Origin of the sequence: Longimicrobium sp., from assembly GCA_036387335.1 — a bacterium.
In the GTDB taxonomy this organism is placed as follows: domain Bacteria; phylum Gemmatimonadota; class Gemmatimonadetes; order Longimicrobiales; family Longimicrobiaceae; genus Longimicrobium.
In genome coordinates this window covers 23,207-45,242 of the sequence record DASVTZ010000110.1, presented here as the reverse complement: position 1 = coordinate 45,242, position 22,036 = coordinate 23,207, and the positions used below count along the sequence as shown (strand labels likewise).

The following is a 22,036-nucleotide window of genomic DNA, read 5'->3' as shown; positions in this document are numbered from 1 at the left end:
GCCCCGCTGTCACCCGAGCGCATCGGCCGCGGCTGCGCCAAAGAACTCGGTGACGTACTTGCGCTGCAGCGGGGTGAGCGCGCGCACCGCCCACTCCAGGTGGACGAAGTGCGGCTCGGCGGGCGTGATCCGCAGCCGGAGCCCGGTCGCGCGGGTGAACTGCGCCAGCGACTGGTTTCCCTTGCGCCCGTTGCACGTGCTGCACGCGGTGGCGACGTTGGTCCACGTGTTCGGATCGCCCCCGTGCTCCTTGAACCACTGCTGCGGAACGATGTGGTCGCGCGTCAGGAACTCGCGGCTGCGCAGCTCGGACCGGTGCCGTCCGCAGTAGCTGCACCGGTAGCCGTCGCGCGCCAGGAGCAGGAGGTTCGACACGCCGCGGCGCAGCTTCCGCGGCACGTGCACGTACCGCGCGAGGCGGATCACGGCCGGGAACGGGAGCTCGGTTCCGGCGGAGCGCAGCGGGCGCGCGGGGTCGGCCTCCACGAGCTCGGCGCGCCTCTCCAGCACCAGCCGCACCGCCCGCGCCGCCGGGATCACCGCCAGCGGCTCGAACGACGCGTTCAGCGCAAGGCATCCGCGGCGGGGGGAGGGCGGGGGGAGGGTGGGGGTGGGCATGGGTCGGTGGGGGAGTGCGTTAGTGCGTTAGTGCGTGAAAGTGCTAAGTCCTAAGTGCTAAGTGCTGAACCACCGGGTGTTCCCCCCCATTTGTCATCCTGAGGGAGCCGCCCCACCGACCGCGGCGTGACGCCAGACTCTTGCGGCGACCGAAGGATCTAGCCGGCGAAGCAGGAGGCCTGCGGTTCCTTACGGGTCTCTCGCCACGCGCAGTAGATCCTTCGCTCCGCGCCATAGATTGGTGAACGGGCGAGGCCGGAGTGGCGCGTCGCTCAGGATGACAAAAGTGCCGACTTCCCGTCGTTCTAGCCGGGGGGATTCATTCATCCCCGGGCGCTCGCGCGGACGGGCATGGCGCACCAGCGCACTCACGCACTCACGCACTTCTGTTCAACGAGGCGTGTGGGATTCGAACCCACGATCTCCGGCGAGACAGGCCGGCGCCTTGAACCACTTGGCTAACGCCCCAAATCAGTGCGCTCGGAGAGATTCGAACTCCCGACCCCCGGATTCGTAATCCGGTGCTCTGTTCCAGCTGAGCTACGAGCGCGTGTCGTCACAAAGAAAAAGCGCCCCGCCTTCCCATCGCGTTCGGGAAGGCGGGGCGCCTGGTCTGGCGCCGCACTGGCCGTGGCAGGGCGACGAACGCCCTACTCCGGCCACCTCCCGAACGTATAACCGTAATCCCAACCCCGTCGCGAATCTCGCGCATGGCCGAGCCCCAGCTTCATCGCCGCATCGCACGGCGCGGCCAGGCTGCGCAGACGGATCTGCGCGGCTGAGTGCGTCGTGGGGGCGAAGCTCGCGGTCATGGGTCGGTCTTCCGGCTCGTTCGTGTGATCGGCAAAGGGTACAACGCAAAACGGGAATCGCATCCACGGCCTCCTTGCTGGAGGACCGGGCGGCCCGGTGAGGGGCTGCCAGAGGGACGCGACTCCCGAGCGACGAGTTTAGCCGGAGTCCGCGAAGCTGTCAAGATGCGGCGGCGATGGGCGTCTGTCCAGCGCTCCCCCGCGTCGTTACCTTTTCGGCTTCCGGCCCTCCCCCCGCAGAAGTCTTCCACGTCTATGCCCCGACGCCGCACCGCGCGTCCGCCGCAAACCAGCACCGCCGTGCCCGACACGCCGCCCGCGCCCCAAAAGACGAGGCGGAAGCCTCGCGCGTGGCAGATTGCGCTCGGGCTGGCGGCGCTCAACCTGGCGCTGGTGCTGCTCGCGCTCGAGCCCACGCCGTACACCGGGGGCGACAACGGCGCATACTACGCCCTGGCGCGCTCGCTGGCCGAAGGCCGTGGATACCTGGAGCTGTGGGACCCCGCGCGCCGGCCGCACGCGCAGTATCCTCCGGTCTTCCCCGCCATCCTCGCCGCGGGGATGATGATGGGGGTGAGCTCGTGGGCCGGGTTCAAGCTGATCGTGGCGCTGTTCGCGGCCGCCGCGGTCGCGCTCTCGTACCTTTGGGTGCGGCGCACCAGCACGCCCGGCGTGGCGCTCGCGTCCGGGGTGCTGCTGGCGCTCTGCCCGGGGGTGATCCTCAACGCGCACTACGAGCTGTCGGACGTGCCGTTCTGGGCGTTCACCATGCTCGCGCTGTGGGGGTTTTCGCACCTGGACTCCCGCCCGGCCGTCGCGCCCGAGGGGAGGCGGACGGGCGAAGCGGGGTGGGTGGCGGTGGCGATCGTGGGGGCGGGGCTGGCGCACTTCACCCGCTCCGCCGGTCTGCCGCTGCTGGTCGCCGCGGCCGTGTGGCTGGCGGCGACGCGGCGGTGGAAGGCGCTCGCGGCACTCGCGGCCACCCTAGGTCCCGCCATCATCCTGTGGGGGGTGCGCGGCGCGCGGCTGGGTTCGCCCGGCTACCTGGGAGCGTTCCGGTACGTGAATCCGTACCAGCCCGCGCTCGGCACCGTCGGGCCGCTGGACCTGCTCCAGCGCATCCCGGACAACGGCGGGCGGTACCTCGGTACCCTCGAGGGCGTCGTCCTCCTGGGCACACCCGGCGCGGGATTCCTGTTCGGATGCGTCGTGACGGCGCTCGCCATCGCGGGGTGGGCGCGGGCGGCGCGGCGTCCGGGAGTGGCCGAGCTGTGGGTGCCGATGTACGTCGGCCTCCTGCTCCTGTGGCCGCCCACCTGGGCAGGCGACCGCTTCCTGATCCCCTTTCTGCCGCTGGCGCTGCGCTACGCCGGCGAGGCGGTTCGTGACCTCGCGGCGCGATGGAGCACGGCGCGCTGGCCCGCCGCCCTCGCGGCGGCCGCGATGGGCGCGGCGATGCTCCCTTCGCTCGTCGATGAGGTGCAGATCGGGGCATCGTGCCGGGCGGCGGCGGTGGCGGGGCGAACGTACGCGTGCATCAAGCAGCCGTGGCGCGACTTCTTCATCCTCGCCCGCGACCTGCGCGGGAGGCTGCCGGCGGGCTCGGCCGTCATCAACCGCAAGCCGACTCTGTTCTACGCCATCTCAGGCTACCCGGGGCGCGTGTACCCGCTGGCCGTGGCACCGCCCGACACCTTTTTCCGCGCCGCGCGTGAGGTGAACGCGTCGTACGTGGTGGTCGACCAGATCGAGGACCTCGCGCCCTTTTACCTGCATCCGGTCCTGCTGGAGCACCGCGACGACTTCTGCGTCGTGGGCGCGGTGTCGCGCGAGAACGCGGCGCTCGCCCGCATCGTGCCCGGCGGGCCGCCCCGCGCCGCCGATGCGCCGCCCAACGCATTCCGCCCCTGCGGCATCCTCCCCGAGCGATGAGCGACACGGCGCCGAACGACGCATCGACCGGCTTCCGCTACGCGAGCGCCGAGCTGGACTCCATGGCGGAGGCAAAGAACTACTACCGGTGGATCGCGTCCCGCTTCGCGCCCCACCTGGGAAGCCACGCCGTGGAGGTGGGCGCGGGGATCGGCACCTTTTCCCAGCACCTGCTGCGCGCGGCCCCGCACGCCCGCCTCACGCTGGTGGAGCCGGCGGAGAACAACTTCGGCGTGCTGCGCGAGCGGATGGCGGGGGAGGCGCGCGTGCGCGTGCGGCACGGCTACCTGGACGCGGATGCGCCCGAGAGCGGCGCCAGCAGCGTGGTGGCCGTCAACGTGCTGGAACACGTGGAGAACGACGGCGCCTTCCTTCGCGCCGCGCGCCGCGTGCTGGCGCCGGGCGGGCGGCTCCTCCTTTTCGTCCCCGCGCTCCCCGCCATCTACGGCACGCTGGACGCGGCGTTCGAGCACTTCCGCCGCTACACGCGCTCCACGCTCCGCCAGAAGGTGACCGAAGCGGGGTTCGGCGTGGACGAGCTGCACTACGTCAATCTACCCGGTGTGCTGGCGTGGTGGGCCAGCGGCGTTCTCCTGCGCAAGCGCACCGTCACCCCCCGCGACGCACGCCTGTACGACCGATGGGCAATCCCGCTGATCCGCGCGGTGGAAAGCCGCTGGCATCCGCCGCTGGGGCAGAGCCTGCTCCTGGTGGCGACGCGCAGGGAGGAGCCGTGAGCGAGATCCTCCTCTCCGTCGTCGTCCCCGTGTACAACGAGGCGGGCGCGGTGCGCGCATCGCTGGAGCGCCTCCGCGCCGTGCCGCTCCACATGGAGGTGATCTGCGTGGACGACGCATCCACGGACGGCTCGCAGGAGATCCTGGCGGAGCTGCAGCGCGATGGGGTGATCGACATCCTCGTCACGCACCCGCGCAACCGCGGCAAGGGCGCGGCCGTGCGGTCGGGCTTCGAGCGGGCGCGAGGCGACGTGGTGGTCATCCACGACGCGGACCTGGAGTACGACCCCTTCGAGCTCCCGCGCCTCCTGGAGCCCATCGCGGACGGACGCGCCGACGCGGTGTTCGGGAGCCGCTTCCTGGGGAGCCCGCGCCGGGTGCTCTACTTCTGGCACCGCGTTGGGAACGGGCTCGTGACGCTCCTCTCCAACATGCTCACGGACCTGAACCTCACCGACGTGGAGACGTGCTACAAGATGGCGCGCACGGACCTGCTGCGGAGCCTCCCGCTCCGCTCCACCCGCTTCGGAATCGAGGTGGAGCTGACGGCGCGCCTCGCGCAGTCGCGGGCGCGCATCTACGAGGTGCCCATCAGCTACGCCGGGCGCACCTACTCGGAGGGGAAGAAGATCGATTGGAAAGACGGAGTCGCCGCGGTCTGGCACATCCTGCGCTTCAACCTCTCGCGTGCGGGGACGCCTGTGTACGCCTCGCCGGGAGGGCCGGCGCATCGCCTTGCCCACCCCCGCGCGCAAGCCGGGGTGTCCGGGCGTGACAGGGGTACCCCGTAGAGGTGGCGAGATCCCCTACTCCGGGTGCAGCTCCGCGTCGAATCGTCCGTTGGTTATCGTCAGGGGAGCTTCCCGGGTCAACCCATCCACGCGCCAGGAGATGATCCCGCTACCGGAGAACGATCCGCGCGCGTGTTCCGCGGTCAGTTCCTCGACGGTCAGGGTGCACGTCTCCGCGAGGAACCGCTCCTCCCCAGGACCGAATCCTCCGCCACGAGCCGGGTCGATGCCGAACCGCACGAGCAGGAAGACACAGCCAGTGGGGTTCTCCACCGGACAGGTGCATGAATGTGTGCCCGTTCGCGGCGGGAATGCGAGGCTGATCCGGTCGCCCACAGTCCCCTGAGTGGGCCGGAATGCCTGGATCCCGATGTCACGCGTCGGCTGTATCTGCTCGCCGCGCACGAATGCTCCCGAGTGCGGCCCTCCTTCCGCGGGGGGCCCCTGGACCTGGAAGGTTCCCGAACGGTGCCCGCTGAAGTCGAAACTCACCGTTCGAGCGGACGGGTCGTCTGCTTCGGCTGGTGAGTCGCATCCGGCGTACAGGAGAATGCTGAAGATCAGAACCGAGATCCTGCGGTACATATGCATGTTCATTCTCGCGGGAGTAGGTCCGGCGTTAACGGTACACGAATTCCACCGTTTGTACCAACGGCTGGCAGCTGGTACAAACAGAGCCCACGTTCTCGGCGGCGACCAGCGTACCGGAACGCACCCAGAGCGTGTCGCGACCCTGATCCAGCCATGTGATGAACAGCACCTCTCCACGCCTGCGGTAGCGGCCGGTTTTCTCGACCCGTTGCGAAGACCCGAGCGCGAGGTTGCCGGGGGTCACATGGGAGAAAAGCTCTTCCCGCCGGCGATGAAGTATGGAATCGGAGACGAACAGGAGAGTGTCCGACAGCACGGTGTGGACACGCCGAGTCCCATCGGGAAGCGACTGCTCTACGCTTAACGGTAGTGGACGCCCAGCTGCGGTGCTGAGGACGTACACCCGCTTCAGCGGGTCGGCGCCGGCAGTGTCGCCGCACGCCGCGGCCAACAGGAGCAGAGCCGGCGCGAGAAGCCGGGGCACGCGTGCAACCTTCATCTCAACCCCTCATCCGTTGTAGATGACTCCCTTGCCCGCGCGGTACAGCTCCAGCACCGCGTTGGCCTCTTCGCGCAGGACGCCGTGCACGAACTCGATGCCGCGCGCCTCCAGGTACGCGTGCGACTCGGGGAAGACGGGGCCCTCGTCGAAGTTGAGGCGGCGCGCGTCGTCGCGGTGCGCGCCGCAGAGGACGCGGCGCACGCCGCTCCACAGCGTGGCGCCCAGGCACATGGCGCACGGCTCGCACGAGGTGGCGAGCTCGTAGACGGTGCCGCCATCCGAGCGCATCGAAAACGACTGGAGCCGCGACTGGGCCATCATGAACGCCACCATCTCGCCATGGAGCGTGCAGTTGTTCAGCCGCACCACGCTGTTCATCCCCACCGCCACCAGCGCGCCCGTCCCCTGCTCGATAATGGCCGCACCGAACGGGCCACCGGTCCCATGCACCACGTTCGCGCGCGAGACGTCGATGGCGAGGCGCATCTTCTCCTCGTCGGTCGTGTAGCGGCGGTCCCAGTCGACGGTGCTCTCGACCCAGTCGGGGTACTCGATGTGGATGGGCGGGATGCGCATGAGGCGAGTCTGAGAGAGGTGGCGGATGAGCTGCCCTTTTCGAACCATAGCCCGCGGACACACGAACAGCAATCTCACGCGGAGGCGCGGAGCCCGCGGAGGGAACAACAGAAAAGCTGAAAGCCACGGAGGAAACCCTCTTGTCGTTCTTCCTCTGTGTCTCTGTGTCTCTGTGTGAGCCATGCGGTTCGCGGTTTCTCTCTGCGTCTCCGCGTCTCCGCGTGAGCCCAGCAGTTGCCGTTCGGCGAAAAACAGCTATTTGTACCACAGCACGCCCACCGCCCTTTCTACACACAGGCCCGCATGACCCCAGCCGTCGGCCGGAGCGTATCGCGCAAAGACGGGATGGCCAAGACGACCGGCGCCGCCCGGTACGTGGACGACCTCAGCTTTCCGGGGATGATCTACGGGCGGACGATCCGCTCCACGATCGCGAAGGGGCGCATCCGCTCCATCAGCCTGGACTTCGATCCGGCGGGCTTCACCGTCGTGGACTACCGCGACATCCCCGGGCCGCGCTGCAACTTCGTGGCGCTCATCGAGGACGACCAGCCGTTCCTGGTGGCGGAGGAGATCAACCACTTCGCCGAGCCCATCCTCCTCCTGGCCCACGAGGACCGCGAGCGGCTGATGGCCGCCGAGGTGCGCATCGAGTACGACACCGAGGAGCCCGTGCTCGACCCGGAGCAGTCGTCCACCGTCTTCAAGACCATCCGCATCCGCAAAGGCGACGTGGACGCGGCGATGGCAACGGCGGACCGGGTCGTGGAAGGGACGTACCGCACGGGCCACCAGGAGCACGTCTACATCGAGACCAACGGGGTGATCGCCGTTCCCGAGGCGGGCGGGATGACCATCCACGGCTCCATGCAGTGCCCGTACTACGTGCACAAGGCCATCAAGGCGCTCCTCCAGATGAGCGACCGGCAGGTGCGTGTGGTGCAGACGGAGACGGGCGGCGGGTTCGGGGGGAAGGAGGAGTATCCCAACATCCTGGCCGGGCATGCATCGCTGCTGGCGCGAAAGGCGGGGCGGCCGGTGAAGATGGTGTACGACCGCGTGGAGGACATGATCGCGACCACCAAGCGCCACCCGTCCATCATCCGCCACCGCACGGGCGTGATGAACGACGGCCGCCTGGTCGCCATGGAGATCGACGTGCTGATGGACGGCGGCGCCTACGTCACGCTCAGCCCCGTGGTCCTTTCGCGCGGGTGCATCCACGCGGCGGGGCCGTACCGGTGCGACCACACGCGCATCGAGGGCCGCGTGGTGATGACGAACACGCCGCCCAACGGCGCCTTCCGCGGCTTCGGCGCGCCGCAGACGCAGTTCGCCACCGAGGTGCACATGGACCGCATCGCCGAGGCGCTGGGGATGGACCCGGTGCGCCTCCGCGAGCTGAACGCGCTGCGCCCCGGCGACACCAGCGCCACCGGCCAGATCATGGGCGAGGACTGCAGCGCCCTGGAGTCGCTGAAGGCCGGTGTGGAGCGCTCCGATTACCATCGCAAGCGCGCCGAATACGCCGGGAGCAACCGGGGGATCGGCCTTTCGCTCTTCTTCCACGGCTCCGGCTTCACCGGGAGCGGCGAGATCTACCTGTCATCTAAGGCGACGCTGGAGGCGACGGAGACCGGCGCGCGCATCCGTGTGGCGAGCGTGGAGATGGGCCAGGGGACGCGCACCATGCACGCGCAGATCGTGGCGGACGCGCTCGGCATCCCGTACGAGCAGGTGGAGATCGTGCAGCCGGACACGCACCAGGTGCCCGACAGCGGCCCCACCGTCGCGTCGCGCACCTGCATGGTGGTCGGCAAGATCCTGCAGCGCTGCGCGGAGGAGATGCGCGAGACGATCGGCGTGATGACGCCCGGCGAGTACGTCCGCGAGCACGGCCCGCTCTCCGTCACCAAGCAGTTCCAGAAGCCGGACGAGATCTCCTGGGACGACACCGAGTACACCGGCGACGCCTACGCCGCGTACGGATGGGGTTGCGACGTGGCCGAAGTGGAGCTGGATCCGGTCACCTACGAGGTCAGGCCGCTGCGCATGACCATCGTCCACGAGATCGGCAAGGCGATCCACCCGTCGATGGTCGTGGGGCAGATCGAGGGCGGCACGGCGCAGGGCGTAGGCTGGGCGCTCAACGAGAACGTGGTGATGAAGGACGGCGGGATGGCGAACCCCACGCTCACCAACTACACCATCCCCACCACGCTGGACACGCCGCGCATGGACGTCATCGTGCTGGAGAATCCGAGCGGATACGGCCCCTTTGGCGCCAAGGGCGTGGGCGAGATGCCGATCGACGGCCCCGCCCCCGCGCTCGTCAACGCCATCCGCCACATCGGGCTGGACGTGCGCTCGATCCCCGCGGTCCCGGAGAGCATCATGGAGGTGGCATGCGCTTCACGCTGAACGGCGCGCCGGCGGAGGTCGACGCGCATCCTATGAAGCGCCTGCTGGACGTTCTTCGCGAGGAGTGCGGCCTCACGGGAACCAAGGAGGGGTGCGGCGAGGGCGAGTGCGGCGCGTGCACCGTGCTGATCGACGGCGAGCCGGTCGTCTCCTGCCTCGTCCCCTTCGCCCAGGCGCGCGACGCGGAGGTGGTGACGATCGAGGGGCTGGGCGGCGAGCACCCGTACCAGCGCGCGTTCGCGGAGTTCAGCGGGGCGCAGTGCGGCATCTGCACGCCGGGGATGATCCTGGCCGCCGTCGCGCTGGGCCCGGCGCCCACGCTGGAGGAGGTGCGCACCGGCCTGGCTGGCAACCTGTGCCGCTGCACCGGCTACGAGGCCATCTACCGCGCCATCCACAGCGTGAGCGAATGAAGACCGCCACCACACCGCTCGACCTGCGCGACCCGCGCACGCTGGACGAGGCGCTCGCCATCCTGGCCGAGGACGGCCCGCGCACGCCGATCGCGGGGTGCACGGACGTCTTCGTGAACCTGCACTTCGGCACGACGCCGGCGCGGCGCTTCCTCAACCTGTGGGCGCTGGACGAGCTGCGCGGCATCACCGCGGACGGCGTGCTGCGCATCGGCGCGCTGACCACGTACACGGAGCTGATACGCTCCGACGCCGTGAACGACTGGCTCCCCGCGCTGGTGTCCGCCTCGCGCGAGGTGGGCGGCGCGCAGATCCAGAACCGCGGCACCCTGGCCGGCAACGTCGCCAACGGCTCCCCCGCCGGCGACTCGCTCCCCGTCCTCGCCGTCGCGGACGCCGTCGTCGTGCTGCGCAGCGCGTCGGGCGAGCGGCGCGTCCCCATCACGGAGCTCTACACCGGCTACCGCGCCACCGTCATCCGCCCCGACGAGCTGATCGTCGCCATCGAGGTCCCGCGCGTCGAGGGCACGCAGTGGTTCCGAAAGGTGGGAACGCGCGCCGCGCAGGCCATCAGCAAGGTGGTGATGGCGGGCGTCCGCGGCCCCGAGCCGCGCGTGGCGTTCGGCAGCGTGGCCGCCACCGTCGTCCGCGCCCCCGCCACCGAGCGCGTCCTCGCCGACGGCGGCTCCATCGACGACGCGCACCGCGCCCTCAACTCCGAGATCCGCCCCATCGATGACGTGCGCTCCACCGCCGAGTACCGCCTGCGCGTCGCCGGCAACCTTCTCCGCCAGTGGTGGGCGGAGACCGCGTAAGGAGCGGCTGCGATACTGGTGCTTGGAGCGCCGTATGGTCGCACTGCGGGTCCTCAGAGTGCGCCTGCCGCCTGGAATCAGCCACCCCGCGAACCGGTTAAGTGGCGCCCCTGGATGAAGTTGGAACATGTGCTTAGGTTGCTTCTGTGGCGTTCGCGAGGACGAGGCAAACACAATCCTAGGCAAGGTGGACCCTATGCGGGGACAAGAGCAGACACGGGCCGTCGACACGGTGGATGAACTCCGCGTGGAAAGCGGCGGACGCACTCAGTTCTCTTCTGAGGAGGAGGCTGCACTTCGCTGCGCCCGGTTCGACGACGAGTGCGCGAAGCTCAATCCCGCCGAGGAGCGGGCGCTCGCGGAAGAGGGGCTCGCGGCGGATCTGGTTGACTGGCCGGAGTACTGACCGGTGATCATCCGCCGAGGTGAGATCCGTTGGGCAGAGCTCGATCCGGTGCGTGGACAGGAGCAGGCAGGCCGTCGTCCTGTGCTCGTCCTCAGCCGCGACTCGTTCAACGTGCGTTCTGGGACTGTGATCGCGGTGGCACTGACGAGCCAGCCCCCAAGCGCGGGCTTCCCGCTCAGCCTGCCACTCAAAGCGCCGACACTCCCGCGCCCGTCCTGGGTCAAGATCAGCCAGGTGCGAGTGCTCGCGGTGGAGCGCATCAGCGACCGGCTGGGCGAGGCGTCCCGACGAGAGATCGAGCTTGTTATCGCTGGACTGAACGAGATCATCCGTGCGTGAGCGTGGCGATGGCGGAGGTTCCGTGCGTGCAGGCGGCGAAGAACCGGATGTCACTGGCGGAGAGGTGCAGCGGATCGGTCCTGACGGCATGTGCGGGATTACCTCTTTACATCGACGAGGTGTACTGAGATGAACAAGATCGGTCGTCTGAAGCGGCGAGGATCGCCCGCATTCAAGTCGACAGTGGTGTCGCAGAAGGGGGCAGCGATCCGCGTGGAGCGCATTGAGCTCTCGGACCGCATGAAACAGAACCTCACGACCACCGTGAAGAAGCTCGGAGTTCCCAGGCTCGGGAGAAACAGTTGAGATATCCGCGCTCCCCTGATTCCGACCTGGTCTCTGAGAAAGAGGCTGCGCTTCGCCGCGCCCGTTTCGACGACGAGTGCGCGAAGCTCGATCCCGCCGAGGAGCGGGCGCTCGCGGAAGAGGGGCTCCCGGCGGATCTGGCCGGCTGGCCGGAGTACTGACGTTAGCACCCCGGCAGCAGTGTGACTTCGCTGTTTTTTCGCGCAGTTAGCCCAACGCACGACGCGCGACTCGACCGATCCACATGCAGACTTCCGCAGAATTCGACAGCTACGTGGCACGGCTGGAGCGTGTCGCTCGGGCGAACCCGGGCAGGTACCGCGCGCGAGTGCTCCTCTTCGGGGCGCTCGGCTACGTGTACGTCTTCGCCGTGCTCACGCTGCTGGTGGCGCTCGGCCTGGGTGTAGGCGCGCTGGTGGCGGCGCATGGCGGGTGGGTGCTCCTCATCAAGCTCGCCATTCCGATCGGGCTGCTGGTGTGGACGATCGTCAGGGCGATGTGGGTGCGGATCGATCCGCCCCAGGGAAGGGAGCTGGCTCCCACGGATGCGCCGCGGCTCTTCGCGGAGGTGGATGCAATCCGAAAGGGGGTGCAGGCGCCGCGTGCCCACCACGTGCTGCTGACGGACGACTTCAACGCCTCCGTGTCGCAGGTGCCGCGGCTGGGGATGTTCGGATGGCACCGCAACTACCTGGTGCTGGGCGTGCCGCTGATGCACGCACTCCCCGCGGACGAGTTCCGCGCGGTGCTGGCGCACGAGTTCGGGCACCTCTCCCGCGCGCACGGGCGCAGCGGCGCGTGGAGCTACCGCATCCGCGCCACCTGGGCGCGCATCCTGGAGCAGCTTCGGCAGAACGAGCACGGCGCCACCTTTATCTTCGAGCGCTTCTTCGCCTGGTACGCGCCCCGCTTCGCCGCGTACTCATTCGTGCTGGCCCGCTCGCAGGAGTTCGAGGCGGATGCTCGGGCGGCGGCGCTCGTGGGTCCAGGGGTGATGGCGTCGGCGCTGGCGCGGATCGCGGTGCGGTCGCGGCACCTCGTGGAGTCCTTTTGGCCCACCCTGTGGAAGCGCGCCGCCGCCGAGCCGGAGCCGCCCACCGACGCGTTCACCACGATGGGCCGCAGCCTGCGCGCGCCCATGCCGGAAGCCGAAGCGGCGATCCTCCTGGCGCAGGCGCTGAACGCCCCCACGCGGAGCGGCGATACCCACCCCGAGCTAGGAGAGCGCATCGCCGCGCTGGGCGTGGCGCCCGGGCCCGCGCTGATCGCGCCCGCCGACGGGGTACCGAGCGCCGCGGAGGCATACCTGGGCCGCCCCGCCGATGACGCCCTGCGCCGTATGGACCGGGTATGGCTGGAGCAGATCAGGGGTGGCTGGACGGCCCAGCACCAGCAGGCGCGGCAGGCCGCCGAGCGCCTGGCCGAGCTCGAAGCGCGGACGGAGTCGCTCACGCCTGACGAAGCGAAGGAGCGCGCGTTCGCCGTCGCCAACCTGCGCGGTGCGGAGGCGGCGGTCCCGCTCTTCCGCGATCTCGCTGAGGCCGAGCCCGCCGACGCCCAGATCCGCTATATGCTGGGTCAGATGCTGCTGGAGTGCGAGAACGAGGAAGGTCTCCGGCACCTGGAGTCGGCGATGGCGGCGGAGGTCGGTCTGGTGCACGCCGGATGCGCGGCAGCGCACGCCTTTCTGCATCGCGCCGGCCGGGTGGAGGAGGCGGAGGCGTACTGGCGGCGCCTGCAGGAGCACGCGGACCTGATGGCGGCCGCGCAGGAGGAGCGGAACGCCGGCGCCCTGTCCGCGCGCGACGTGTTCCTTCCGCATGGGCTCGATGACGAGGCCGTGCGCGCGATCGAGGAAGCGCTGCGCCGCCAGCGCGACGTCGCCAGCGCCTTCCTGGTGCGCAAGGAGGTGAAGATCCTCCCCGAGCACCCGCTCTACATCCTCGCCGTCGTCCCCGACTGGACGTGGAAGCGCGCGGAGCACGGCAACCACGCGGCCAATCTCGTGCAGCGGCTGGTGCAGGAGATCCCCATCCCCGGTAACGCCGTCGTGTTGACGCTCGAGGGCAACTTCAAGAACCTACGCAAGCCCGTCGCCGCCGTCCGCGGCTCCGACGTGTACGTCCGCGGCCGGCGCGCCGCACCCCGGTCGTTTGCATAGAGGGTGGTCCTGAGGAGGTAGCACCAGCGCGGTGCCCCGGTGGCTTCTGCCGACATCGGCATGAGCACACTCGGCGGTCGCCAAGGAGCGATCTGTCGACGGAAACGATCCGTGGCCGCCGGCAGGTTCAGGCCGGGGAATTCGAAGCCATCTGCCTGAAGCTGATAGACCAGGTGGAAGAAACCGGCGCGGAGTTCATCATCTTCAAGCGTAACCGACCTGTTGCGAAGCTCGCGCCTGTAGGGGAGGGATTGCGCCCCTTCGTCGGGAGGTCGCGCGGCGTCATCTCGGTCACCCGCGAGGACCTTATAGCTCCGATCGGCGAGGACTGGGAAGTCGAAGGTGACCTCTGAGCTCGGTTCGGACACTGCCTTCCGCGGGCAAAACTCCCGTGCAGCGGGACCCACACCCCCTTTCCTTTCGTCTCCTCTGTGTCTCTGTGGCTCTGTGTGAGCCAAGCAGTTGCCGTTCTCGCCGAGCATCTCTGGTCTCCGGTTAACATCCGCGGCGGAAGTGCATCTTAGACAATACGAGGGTGCATGGCGGCTTTCCCGGCTTTCCGGAGGTGGCATGGTCCGCACGGACTTACGAGGAGCGGCGGGTGGATGAGGCGCTCTCCGTCCATACGCCGGTACGCGTGGGGCTGAACCCGTTCGCCCGCCTGCGCGCCGAGCCCGCCGCGGGGGTGGACGACGCGCTGGTCCGCGCCGCGCAGGGGGGCGACCGCGGAGCCTTCGCGGAGCTGTACCGGCTGCACGGCCGGCTGGTGCACGGCATCCTGCTGGCCCACGCGCCGCGGCAGGAGGCGGAAGACCTGGTGCAGGACGTCTTCCTCGCCGCGCTGGCGCGGATGCACACGCTGCGCGAGCCGGCGGCGTTCGTGAAGTGGATCGCCGCCATCGCCCGCAACCGCGCGCGCATGCTGCACCGCGGCGGGCGCAGGCTGGTGGCGCTCGAGGACGACGTCCCCGATCCGGCCGCGGCACCGTCGGCCGGCGAGTTGAAGGTGGAGGACGTACTCGCGGCGATCCACCGGCTCCCGGAAGCGTACCGCGAGCCGCTCGTGCTGCGCCTGGTGGAAGGGATGAGCGGCGCCGAGATCGCCGAGCGCACGGGGCTCACTCCCGGATCGGTGCGGGTGAACCTGCATCGCGGCATGAAACAGCTCAGGGAAGAGCTTGGAGGTTTCGATGGTTGAGCACGACGACTACCTGTGGGACCCGTCCGCCCGGCCGGACGCGGAGGTGGAGAAGCTGGAGCGCCTCCTCCGCCCGCTGGCGTACCAGGAGCGCGCCCTTGCTGTGCCTGCCGCTCGGCGGCGCTTCCCCACGCGCGTGTGGGCGCCGCTCGCGATGGCCGCCACGCTGCTGCTGGCGATCTTTGGAGGCCGGATGTGGCTGCGCGACGATCCTCACGGATGGCAGGTGGCGGGGCTGGTCGGAGCGCCGCGCGTGGATGGCGGACGTGTCGATGGCGAGGAGCGCCTGCGTCCGGGGAGGTGGCTGGAGACGGACGCGCGATCCCGCGCCCGCGTTGAGCTGGGCGGGATCGGCTTCGCGGAGGTGGGTCCGAACAGCCTCCTCTCGGCGCTCCGCTCGCGCCGCGGGGAGCACCGCATGGCGTTGCGCCGGGGCACCATCGACGCGAAGGTGTGGTCGCCGCCCCGAGTCTTCATGGTGGAGACGCCCGCGGCGCTCGCCGTGGACCTGGGGTGCGCCTACCTGCTGACGGTGGACGACGACGGATCCGGCCAGATCCGCGTGACGTCCGGCTACGTGGAGCTGGTGAACGGGGGCCGCCGCTCGGTGGTCCCCGCCGGAAGCGTGGCGTTGATGCGCCCCGGCCGCGGCCCCGGCACCCCGTTCCCGGCCGGGAGCCCTGCGCCGCTGCGGAACGCGCTGGCGGCGATGGACTTCGGCACTTTTAGGCGCGCCGACCTGGACGTGGCGCTCGCCGGCGCGGCAGGACTGGACGCCGCGCCAATGCTCTGGCACCTCCTCCAGCGCGTACCCGCCGCCGAGCGTGGGCGCGTGTACGATCGTCTCGCCGCCGTGTCGTCGCTGCCGGCGGGGGAGGATCGCGCCGCCACGCTGCGGCTGGACGGGCGCGCGCTGGAGCTGTGGCAGCGCAAGCTGGGGCTGCTCTGGTAGCCCGCCGCTAACACAACCGGAGTCGGCGCAACCTGTATGGGAGAGCGGGACAACCGTCCCGCCTCCGCGGTGAATGTCCGCGGATCGTCTCCCGAGCAGGAGCCCCACAATGCCGAACCTCTTCCCCGCCCTGTTCCTCGCGACGCTGGCATCCGCATCGCCGTCGTCCGACGCCCTCCCCGATCGCTCCATCCCCCTGCTGAAGCCCGGCTGCCCCGGCGCGGTCGCCGCCGTCAACGCGCCGCGCAATCGCGTCCTGGCGGCGCTGCGGCGCGATCCACCGCCGTGCGAGTGGTGCGGTGCTCCCGAGGCGCCGTCGCGGCTCTCCTGGGCCGTGCGCCTGGCGGACCACGCGGAGCCCGGCGAGCCGCTCGTCCTCACCGGCAGGGTGCTGCGCGCGGACGGGCGCACCCCTGCCGCGGGGGTCCTCCTCTATCTCTACCAGACCAACGCCGCCGGCGTCTACGCGCTACGCGGCGACGAGACGGGTAACGGCCGCCGCCACGGCTACCTTCGGGGCTGGCTGCGCACCGACGCGCAGGGCCGCTACTGCGTCGCCACCCTCCGCCCCGGGCACTACCCCGGCCGGCTGGACCCCGCGCACATCCACGCCACCGTGCAGGAGGGCCGGGGCGCGGAGGGGTACATCGATGACTTCGTGTTCGAGGGCGACCCGCGCGTCACCCCCACCTACCGCGCGCAGGTGCGGAATCGAGGCGGCTCCGGCATCGTGCGGCTCACGCGGGGTCCCGACGGCATCTGGCGCGGCGAGCGCACCATCGTCCTGCGGGACGTCGGCCGATGATCGGCGGACTGCTCGCGCTGGCCCTCCTCTGCGCGCCCGGCACCCCGGGCGCGCACCCGGAGCCGGCGCCCGCCGCACGCGAGGACACGCTGCGCCTGGACCCCGCGCGGTCGGTCATCCGCTGGAAGGGCACGAAGTTCCGCGGCAGGGGGAGTCACGAGGGCACCGTGCGCCTCGCCGGCGGCTACCTGCTGGCCGACGGAGGGAACGTGCGCGGCGGCGCCTTCCGCATCGACATGCACGCCATCGAGGTCACCGACATCCCGGAGAGCGACCCCATCCCCCGCCGCCGCCTGCGCGACCACCTGCGCAGCGACCACTTCTTCGCCACCGAGCATTATCCCGCGGCGGATTTCCGCCTGCGCAGCGTGACGCCCTCCGGCCCGGTCCACTACGACGTCGTGGGCGACCTCACCCTGCGCGGCCAGACGCACCCGGTCCGCTTCGCCGCGCGCGCCGTCCCTCTACCCGGCGGCGGCCTCCGCGCAACGGCGCAGCTCGCCATCGACCGGCAGCGCTGGGGGGTGGCGTATCGCGGAACGTCGCTGGGAGAGCTCGCGGTGGACGACACGGTCCACCTGGGGCTGAACCTGGTGTTCGGGCGGTGAGGAGCGGAGACTTAGGTGGGCATCACTGCGGATAGGAACTTCGCGAGTCGATATGCAAAGCAGGCAGCGTATCCACTACATTCTCAAAGAGGTCCGGGGCGCTCCTCGCGTTGGCCGAGGCACACGCACCGGCTCCCCTGCTCTCGCCAAGTTCATCGGCACGATGTACGTTAGTGAGCAGCATTATACTTGCTCTCCACCCCCACTTGGCGGTTGATGGGGGCACGCTGCCTGAACCTGGATACCGCGCTCCGAAGGGTTCAATCTCTGCAAACGCCACCCCACCCCTTTAACACAACATGACATCCCTGGCCCCTGCTCAGCAATTGCCGGTTGCACGGCTGGAGCTTCATGAACTTCGACCATTCGTCTCGCTGCTACTGCTTCAGTCAGAGGAAGACGAAGCCAGTGATGCTTTGTTCCGGAAAGTCGTCCAAGGCTGCTCTGAAGTGAGCCGAGTCGATACCACCCGTAAGCGCCGCCTCCTAGGCGCACAGCCGAAGTACGAAAACGTTGAGACGGTTCAAACAGGCGCGATCATTATAGAGGAACATACAGTACCGGCGTGGACAGCGAATACGGAGATCCGGGACATTCGTAACCATGTCGTAGTTGTAGTCAGACTGGGGAATTTCTTCGGAATTCACTCGTCTGATTCCAGCATTCGCGACAAGATTGCCGCTCGTGTTGGCGATCACTCAGTTCCAGGTTTGGGCTCGCTGGCATTTATCTCCCAGGGAATCATGAACGCTGCGTTCGTTCACGGCGTAACTCGAACCGTCTGGTTAAGAGGTATTCACCATCCGACAAGTCTTAAATCGGACACGAAAATGCTATCTGGAGCGGATCTAGGTGACGCGATTGATCCTCTCGGGGACCAGACGTACCACTTTACGGCCGTGCGTTGCTCGTTCGATGACGGACAAGCAGATGTTACAATCGGCGTCGCGCCTGCGGATTCCCGTGTCTGGATTTCACGCCCGGGAAATTGGGACGCTTTCCGAGCAGCGACCGTCGTTATCCTCACAACCGTATCCGAAACGACTCGTCCGAGTTTCGCCCCGATCCGCTTCCTTGCCGTTCCGGGATCTGGGGGCAAAGAGGTGAACTCGGCTTTCGACATGGGATTCTATCTGCCGGAGATAATTGAGAGAGATGGTGGAGATAATCAGAATCGTGAAGACCGCGAAAGAATCGCGACTCAGGTCGCATTTTCCGTGATACCGCAGGTTGGCCCAAATCTGAGTGCAATCATTCATAGAGAGGGCGTACGCATCGGCTCGATCTCACTCCATTTTGAGATCGAGGAGGAACACGTTTTCTGCAATGCTCAGGCGCACGCAGACCACGATCACGATCGTGAAGATGTCGAAAAGATCCAGCGTTACTGTGAAGAGCGCGATATGTTGGTCGTCCGGTATGATTCTGAGCACGTGATCAGTGGAGGATTGCTGTATCGGTACCGATTTAGAGACAATCCGTTTTCTGGCTACGAATGGGTAGATCTCACGGGTTGGACGATTACAGATGAGAAGCCGTCTACTCTCGACCGGATCGGTGACGAGACGTCCCTTTTCTGCTGGGTATGGGGCAGGTGGAGTGGATTGCTTGAGGCGGGGTTCGGCGGTGGATGGCTTGCGTGCGACGATGGCGCGGGAGAAAAGGCCGACTTTATCCATTTCGATGAGGAGGCTCAGGTGCTCACGCTCATTCACGTGAAAGCGAGTGATTCTGCTTCTCCTAACCGCTCTGTGGCGGTTGCTACATATGAAGTGGTTGTTAGTCAAGCAATCAAGAATCTTCGCTTTCTAGATCGGGAGAACCTACAATCGGGACTACTGTCCAGACTGAACGGCGACGGTCGAGTACTTACTTGGCGCGACGGCACTGGGTGCGATCGCGCAGATTTCATCGAAGCGCTGTCGCGAATGCAGCCACGTTGCAGTAGACGCGTTGTAATCGTCCAACCGCACCTCCAGAAGGCCATTTGGGAACGCGCCGCTGAAAATCCAGAGTCGCAGGCGGGGGGACGGTTGCGCCAGTTGAACTCCCTACTGAACGGCATCGACACCGCCTGCCGTGGCCTTGGCGCAAGCTTGACGGTGACTGGAGCATCATAATCTCCGATTTTATGGGAGCGCGCTACGCATCCGATCATTCGCTTCCGGATGCCACTCTGAGTCTGATGAGCGGTGCCTGCAACCTTTGCCCATTCGGGCGCTGGTACCTTCGATGGTGAACCACCCGAGCGCTTTCATCCGGCCAACGTGACCCTACCTGCCTACCCCGCTGAATCGCTGATGCGCTGGCGTCGGCTCGATGTGCCGGGGCGCGAGAAGGCGCGCGTGGCACGCGTAGCCACGGGCTGGCGGCTGACCGGGGAGGTTGCGGTGGAGGAGGACGGCGTGGCCGCATCGCTGCGCTACGAGATCAACTGCGACCCGTGGTGGCTCACGCGCTCGGCCTTGGTAGAGGGCGAGGTCGGCGGCCGTGCGATCCACGTGGCACTCGACGCGGACGGCGATGGAGGGTGGTCGCGGGATGGCGCGCCCCTTCAGGAGCTCGACGGCGCGCTGGACGTCGACCTCGGGTTCACCCCCGCAACCAACACGCTTCCGATCCGCCGCCTGGCACTCGCGGTCGGGGAAACCAGGGCTGTACGAAGTGCCTGGCTGAGGTTCCCGGACGTACGCCTGGAGCCGCTCGAGCAGACGTACACCCGCGAGGCCGAGAGCGTCTATCGCTATCGCGCCCTGCTCGATGGTGAGGACTTCACGGCGCGGCTGGACACGGACGCGATCGGACGGGTGCGCCTGTACGAGGGGCTGTGGATCGCGGAGCTCGCCGTGCCGGAGTGAGCGGCCGGTCCAGCGTTGATCGGGCACGGCCGGCTGGTCGTCCCGCCCCAGCCGGCCGTCACTCGTCATCACTCCTCGACGAACGCCCTCAGTCGATCCGCGGCCTCGTCCCACCGCGTCGCGACCTGATCGAGGTAGCGCTTCGCGATTTCGAGGCGCCTCAGATCCAGTTCGTAGAGCCGCTCGCGTCCATGGCGTGAATCGCGGACCAGACCCGCATCTCCCAGCGCGTGGAGGTGGCGGGTGATCGCCTGGCGCGTCACTCCGGCGCCCTCGCTGAGGCGCGTGATGGAGAGCGACCCCTCGGCGGAGAGGCGCCCGAGGAGGCGCAGCCGGGTCGCGTCTCCAAGGGCGGCGAACACGGGCGCGGCCTCGGTGATCTGAAGAGCCGCCGCGCCCCGGCTACTCGACATAGCGCGCGAGGTTCTTCATCTGCCCGGCCCACCCGCCCGTGTTCATGAGGAGCGCCTCGGCCCGGCGGGCGATGGGGATCTGGTCGAAGCCGGACTCCACGATGGTGACGGTGGTGCCGCTCTCCGTCTCCTGCAGCGTGAACTCGACCAGCGTGGTGGGCTCGGACGAGTAGTCCACCGTGGGATCCATCGGGTAGGGATGCCAGCGATACGAGAAGTACCCCTCGGGCTCGATGCGCTCGATCTGCATCTCGATGGCGCATGCATGCCGGCCGTCCGCATGGCTGACGTCTCCCGTCACGGTGGCCCCCTCCGCGAACGTCCCATCGAGCTTCACCCGGAACCACTGCGCGAACTCTTCCGCGTTTGAAATCGCACGCCACACACGCGAGCGCGGGGCGCGCAGTTCCATCACCTTTTCGATGCGGTCCGTGCTGGTCCCGGTTCCGGCTGCTTCGGTTTCGATGCTCATCGTTCATGTCTCCGTAGCGGGTAGTCTATCCACGATATGCAACATCCACGTTGCGTATCGTAACCGGCCGCCGAGGAATACGCAAGCTTTACGTTGCGCATCTCACCTGAATGCGGCCCCGAGAGGTTTTCTCTGCGCCTTGTAGTTCCCTCCGCGACTCCGCGTGATGCTTTTCCCTGATGTTCTCCCGCCACGGACACTTTCGAGACGCAAAGGGGTACTCGGGAAGCACCCCAACCCCATGCGCGAGTGTCATCTGCACCGATCCAGATCCGTGGCCGCGGCGCGGCCGAGAACCCGCCCAACCGCTTCGAGCGCATCGAAGTGGTGGCGGACGTGGACGCGTACGATCCGGACGATCCCGGGCCGAAGACCGTCTTCCTGCGCGACCCCGCGAAGACGCTGATCGTAAAGAACGACAGCCCGGACGTGAGCTTCGACTACGGCATCAACCCGTACCGCGGCTGCGAGCACGGGTGCGCGTACTGCTTCGCGCGGCCCACGCACGAATACCTGGGCTTCTCCGCCGGGCTCGACTTCGAGACGAAGATCCTGGTAAAGGAGGACGCGCCCGAGATCCTGCGCCGCGAGCTCTCCGCGCGCGGGTGGAAGGGCGACGCGGTGGGGCTGAGCGGCGTCACCGATCCGTACCAGCCCGTGGAGCGCAAGCTGGGGCTTACGCGGCGCTGCGTGGAGGTGCTCGCCGAATTCCGCAACCCCGTCGCCGTCATCACCAAGAGCCACACCGTCACGCGCGACGCGGACCTGTACGCGGAGCTCGCGCGGCACGACGCGGCCAAGGTCTTCATCTCCATCACCTCGCTGGATGCGGAGCTGCAGCGGGTGCTGGAGCCGCGCGCGTCCACGCCGGCGCGGCGGCTGGAGGCGATCGCGAAGCTGGCGGATGCGGGGGTGCCGGCTGGGGTGCTGATCGGGCCCGTGATCCCCGGGCTCAACGACCACGAGATCCCCGCGATCCTGGCGGAGAGCGCCCGCGCGGGGGCAAGATTCGCGTCGTACGTGGCGCTCAGGCTGCCGCACGGGCTCAAGGAGCTTTTCACGGGGTGGCTGGAGCGCCATTATCCCGATCGCAAGGACCGCGTGCTGAACCGCATCCGCGAGATGCGCGGCGGCGAGCTGTACGACGCGCGCTTCCACGCCCGCGGCCGGGGCGAGGGGGTGTACGCGGACCACCTGGAGTCGCTCTTTCGCGTCGCGCGGCGCAAGGCGGGGATCCCGGAGACGTTCGAACCCCTTTCGTCGGCGGCGTTCAGGAAGCCGGCGGGTCCCCAGCTCGGCCTCTTCTGACC

General features: G+C 68.4%; 25 protein-coding genes and 2 tRNA genes. 19 read left to right on the top strand and 8 right to left on the bottom strand.

Going from position 1 to position 22,036, the window contains the following annotated elements; all coding sequences use genetic code 11:
* Positions 1 to 9: 9 nt before the first annotated feature.
* The 3 genes from VF647_10380 to VF647_10370 all read right to left on the bottom strand — a co-directional run bounded on the left by VF647_10380 (position 10) and on the right by VF647_10370 (position 1,168).
* The gene (locus VF647_10380; protein HEX8452493.1) at positions 10 to 618 is read right to left on the bottom strand and encodes an HNH endonuclease; all 609 of its coding nucleotides are present in this window, start codon (positions 616 to 618) and stop codon (positions 10 to 12) included.
* Between the two features lie 394 nt (positions 619 to 1,012).
* Positions 1,013 to 1,086: transfer RNA gene (locus VF647_10375), tRNA-Asp, on the bottom strand.
* A 7-nt stretch (positions 1,087 to 1,093) separates the two neighbouring features.
* Positions 1,094 to 1,168: transfer RNA gene (locus VF647_10370), tRNA-Arg, on the bottom strand.
* Between the two features lie 562 nt (positions 1,169 to 1,730).
* Between VF647_10370 and VF647_10365 the strand changes: the two genes are divergently transcribed.
* Genes VF647_10365 through VF647_10355 form a run of 3 tightly spaced genes read left to right on the top strand, consistent with a single transcriptional unit; the run spans position 1,731 to position 4,890 of the window.
* Positions 1,731 to 3,362 carry a glycosyltransferase family 39 protein gene (locus tag VF647_10365; GenBank protein ID HEX8452492.1) on the top strand — a complete coding sequence of 544 codons (1,632 nt, stop codon included), beginning with the start codon at positions 1,731 to 1,733 and terminating at the stop codon, positions 3,360 to 3,362.
* Positions 3,359 to 4,099 carry a class I SAM-dependent methyltransferase gene (locus VF647_10360; GenBank protein HEX8452491.1) on the top strand — a complete coding sequence of 247 codons (741 nt, stop codon included), beginning with the start codon at positions 3,359 to 3,361 and terminating at the stop codon, positions 4,097 to 4,099. The genes VF647_10365 and VF647_10360 overlap by 4 nt, the downstream gene beginning before the upstream one ends.
* On the top strand, positions 4,096 to 4,890 hold the full coding sequence (locus VF647_10355; GenBank protein HEX8452490.1) for a glycosyltransferase family 2 protein: 795 nt from the start codon (positions 4,096 to 4,098) through the stop codon (positions 4,888 to 4,890). The genes VF647_10360 and VF647_10355 overlap by 4 nt, the downstream gene beginning before the upstream one ends.
* Before the next feature lie 15 nt (positions 4,891 to 4,905).
* Here VF647_10355 and VF647_10350 read toward each other — a convergent pair whose 3' ends face one another.
* Genes VF647_10350 through VF647_10340 form a run of 3 tightly spaced genes read right to left on the bottom strand, consistent with a single transcriptional unit; the run spans position 4,906 to position 6,559 of the window.
* The gene (locus VF647_10350; protein HEX8452489.1) at positions 4,906 to 5,475 is read right to left on the bottom strand and encodes a hypothetical protein; all 570 of its coding nucleotides are present in this window, start codon (positions 5,473 to 5,475) and stop codon (positions 4,906 to 4,908) included.
* 34 nt (positions 5,476 to 5,509) lie between these two features.
* Positions 5,510 to 5,980 (bottom strand): hypothetical protein, encoded by a 471-nt coding sequence (locus tag VF647_10345; protein ID HEX8452488.1) that lies wholly within the window; start codon positions 5,978 to 5,980, stop codon positions 5,510 to 5,512.
* 9 nt (positions 5,981 to 5,989) lie between these two features.
* On the bottom strand, positions 5,990 to 6,559 hold the full coding sequence (locus VF647_10340) for a nucleoside deaminase (protein ID HEX8452487.1): 570 nt from the start codon (positions 6,557 to 6,559) through the stop codon (positions 5,990 to 5,992).
* A 345-nt stretch (positions 6,560 to 6,904) separates the two neighbouring features.
* Here VF647_10340 and VF647_10335 point away from each other — a divergent pair, with 345 nt between their 5' ends.
* The 15 genes from VF647_10335 (at position 6,905) to VF647_10265 (ending at position 19,841) form a co-directional block, all read left to right on the top strand.
* The gene (locus tag VF647_10335) at positions 6,905 to 8,980 is read left to right on the top strand and encodes a xanthine dehydrogenase family protein molybdopterin-binding subunit (protein ID HEX8452486.1); all 2,076 of its coding nucleotides are present in this window, start codon (positions 6,905 to 6,907) and stop codon (positions 8,978 to 8,980) included.
* The gene (locus tag VF647_10330; protein ID HEX8452485.1) at positions 8,965 to 9,393 is read left to right on the top strand and encodes a (2Fe-2S)-binding protein; all 429 of its coding nucleotides are present in this window, start codon (positions 8,965 to 8,967) and stop codon (positions 9,391 to 9,393) included. The genes VF647_10335 and VF647_10330 overlap by 16 nt, the downstream gene beginning before the upstream one ends.
* Entirely contained in the window at positions 9,390 to 10,208 is an 819-nt protein-coding gene (locus VF647_10325; GenBank protein HEX8452484.1) for an FAD binding domain-containing protein, read from the top strand. The genes VF647_10330 and VF647_10325 overlap by 4 nt, the downstream gene beginning before the upstream one ends.
* 196 nt (positions 10,209 to 10,404) lie before the next feature.
* Positions 10,405 to 10,614 (top strand): hypothetical protein, encoded by a 210-nt coding sequence (locus VF647_10320; protein ID HEX8452483.1) that lies wholly within the window; start codon positions 10,405 to 10,407, stop codon positions 10,612 to 10,614.
* Between the two features lie 3 nt (positions 10,615 to 10,617).
* Complete coding sequence (locus VF647_10315) at positions 10,618 to 10,953, top strand: type II toxin-antitoxin system PemK/MazF family toxin (protein ID HEX8452482.1); 336 nt, start codon at positions 10,618 to 10,620, stop codon at positions 10,951 to 10,953.
* A gap of 129 nt (positions 10,954 to 11,082) precedes the next feature.
* On the top strand, positions 11,083 to 11,259 hold the full coding sequence (locus tag VF647_10310; GenBank protein ID HEX8452481.1) for a hypothetical protein: 177 nt from the start codon (positions 11,083 to 11,085) through the stop codon (positions 11,257 to 11,259).
* On the top strand, positions 11,256 to 11,420 hold the full coding sequence (locus VF647_10305) for a hypothetical protein (protein ID HEX8452480.1): 165 nt from the start codon (positions 11,256 to 11,258) through the stop codon (positions 11,418 to 11,420). Before VF647_10310 ends, VF647_10305 begins: the two co-directional genes overlap by 4 nt.
* Before the next feature lie 83 nt (positions 11,421 to 11,503).
* A complete protein-coding gene (locus VF647_10300) occupies positions 11,504 to 13,420 on the top strand; it encodes a M48 family metallopeptidase (GenBank protein HEX8452479.1) in 1,917 nt (638 codons plus the stop codon).
* A 173-nt stretch (positions 13,421 to 13,593) separates the two neighbouring features.
* Entirely contained in the window at positions 13,594 to 13,773 is a 180-nt protein-coding gene (locus VF647_10295) for a hypothetical protein (GenBank protein ID HEX8452478.1), read from the top strand.
* Between the two features lie 212 nt (positions 13,774 to 13,985).
* On the top strand, positions 13,986 to 14,618 hold the full coding sequence (locus VF647_10290) for a sigma-70 family RNA polymerase sigma factor (GenBank protein HEX8452477.1): 633 nt from the start codon (positions 13,986 to 13,988) through the stop codon (positions 14,616 to 14,618).
* A complete protein-coding gene (locus tag VF647_10285; protein HEX8452476.1) occupies positions 14,611 to 15,570 on the top strand; it encodes a hypothetical protein in 960 nt (319 codons plus the stop codon). The genes VF647_10290 and VF647_10285 overlap by 8 nt, the downstream gene beginning before the upstream one ends.
* A 109-nt stretch (positions 15,571 to 15,679) precedes the next feature.
* On the top strand, positions 15,680 to 16,375 hold the full coding sequence (locus VF647_10280; protein ID HEX8452475.1) for a hypothetical protein: 696 nt from the start codon (positions 15,680 to 15,682) through the stop codon (positions 16,373 to 16,375).
* Positions 16,372 to 16,983 carry a YceI family protein gene (locus VF647_10275; GenBank protein HEX8452474.1) on the top strand — a complete coding sequence of 204 codons (612 nt, stop codon included), beginning with the start codon at positions 16,372 to 16,374 and terminating at the stop codon, positions 16,981 to 16,983. The genes VF647_10280 and VF647_10275 overlap by 4 nt, the downstream gene beginning before the upstream one ends.
* Positions 16,984 to 17,282: 299 nt before the next feature.
* Positions 17,283 to 19,103, top strand: coding sequence for a hypothetical protein (locus VF647_10270; protein ID HEX8452473.1), 1,821 nt, complete (start codon positions 17,283 to 17,285; stop codon positions 19,101 to 19,103).
* A gap of 180 nt (positions 19,104 to 19,283) precedes the next feature.
* Entirely contained in the window at positions 19,284 to 19,841 is a 558-nt protein-coding gene (locus VF647_10265; protein HEX8452472.1) for a putative glycolipid-binding domain-containing protein, read from the top strand.
* 68 nt (positions 19,842 to 19,909) lie between these two features.
* Here the strand turns inward: VF647_10265 and VF647_10260 are convergent, their stop codons facing one another.
* Both VF647_10260 and VF647_10255 read right to left on the bottom strand, forming a co-directional pair.
* Entirely contained in the window at positions 19,910 to 20,203 is a 294-nt protein-coding gene (locus tag VF647_10260) for a metalloregulator ArsR/SmtB family transcription factor (GenBank protein HEX8452471.1), read from the bottom strand.
* Between the two features lie 40 nt (positions 20,204 to 20,243).
* A complete protein-coding gene (locus VF647_10255; protein ID HEX8452470.1) occupies positions 20,244 to 20,726 on the bottom strand; it encodes an SRPBCC family protein in 483 nt (160 codons plus the stop codon).
* A 249-nt stretch (positions 20,727 to 20,975) separates the two neighbouring features.
* Here VF647_10255 and VF647_10250 point away from each other — a divergent pair, with 249 nt between their 5' ends.
* A complete protein-coding gene (locus tag VF647_10250; GenBank protein HEX8452469.1) occupies positions 20,976 to 22,034 on the top strand; it encodes a PA0069 family radical SAM protein in 1,059 nt (352 codons plus the stop codon).
* Positions 22,035 to 22,036 lie beyond the last annotated feature (2 nt).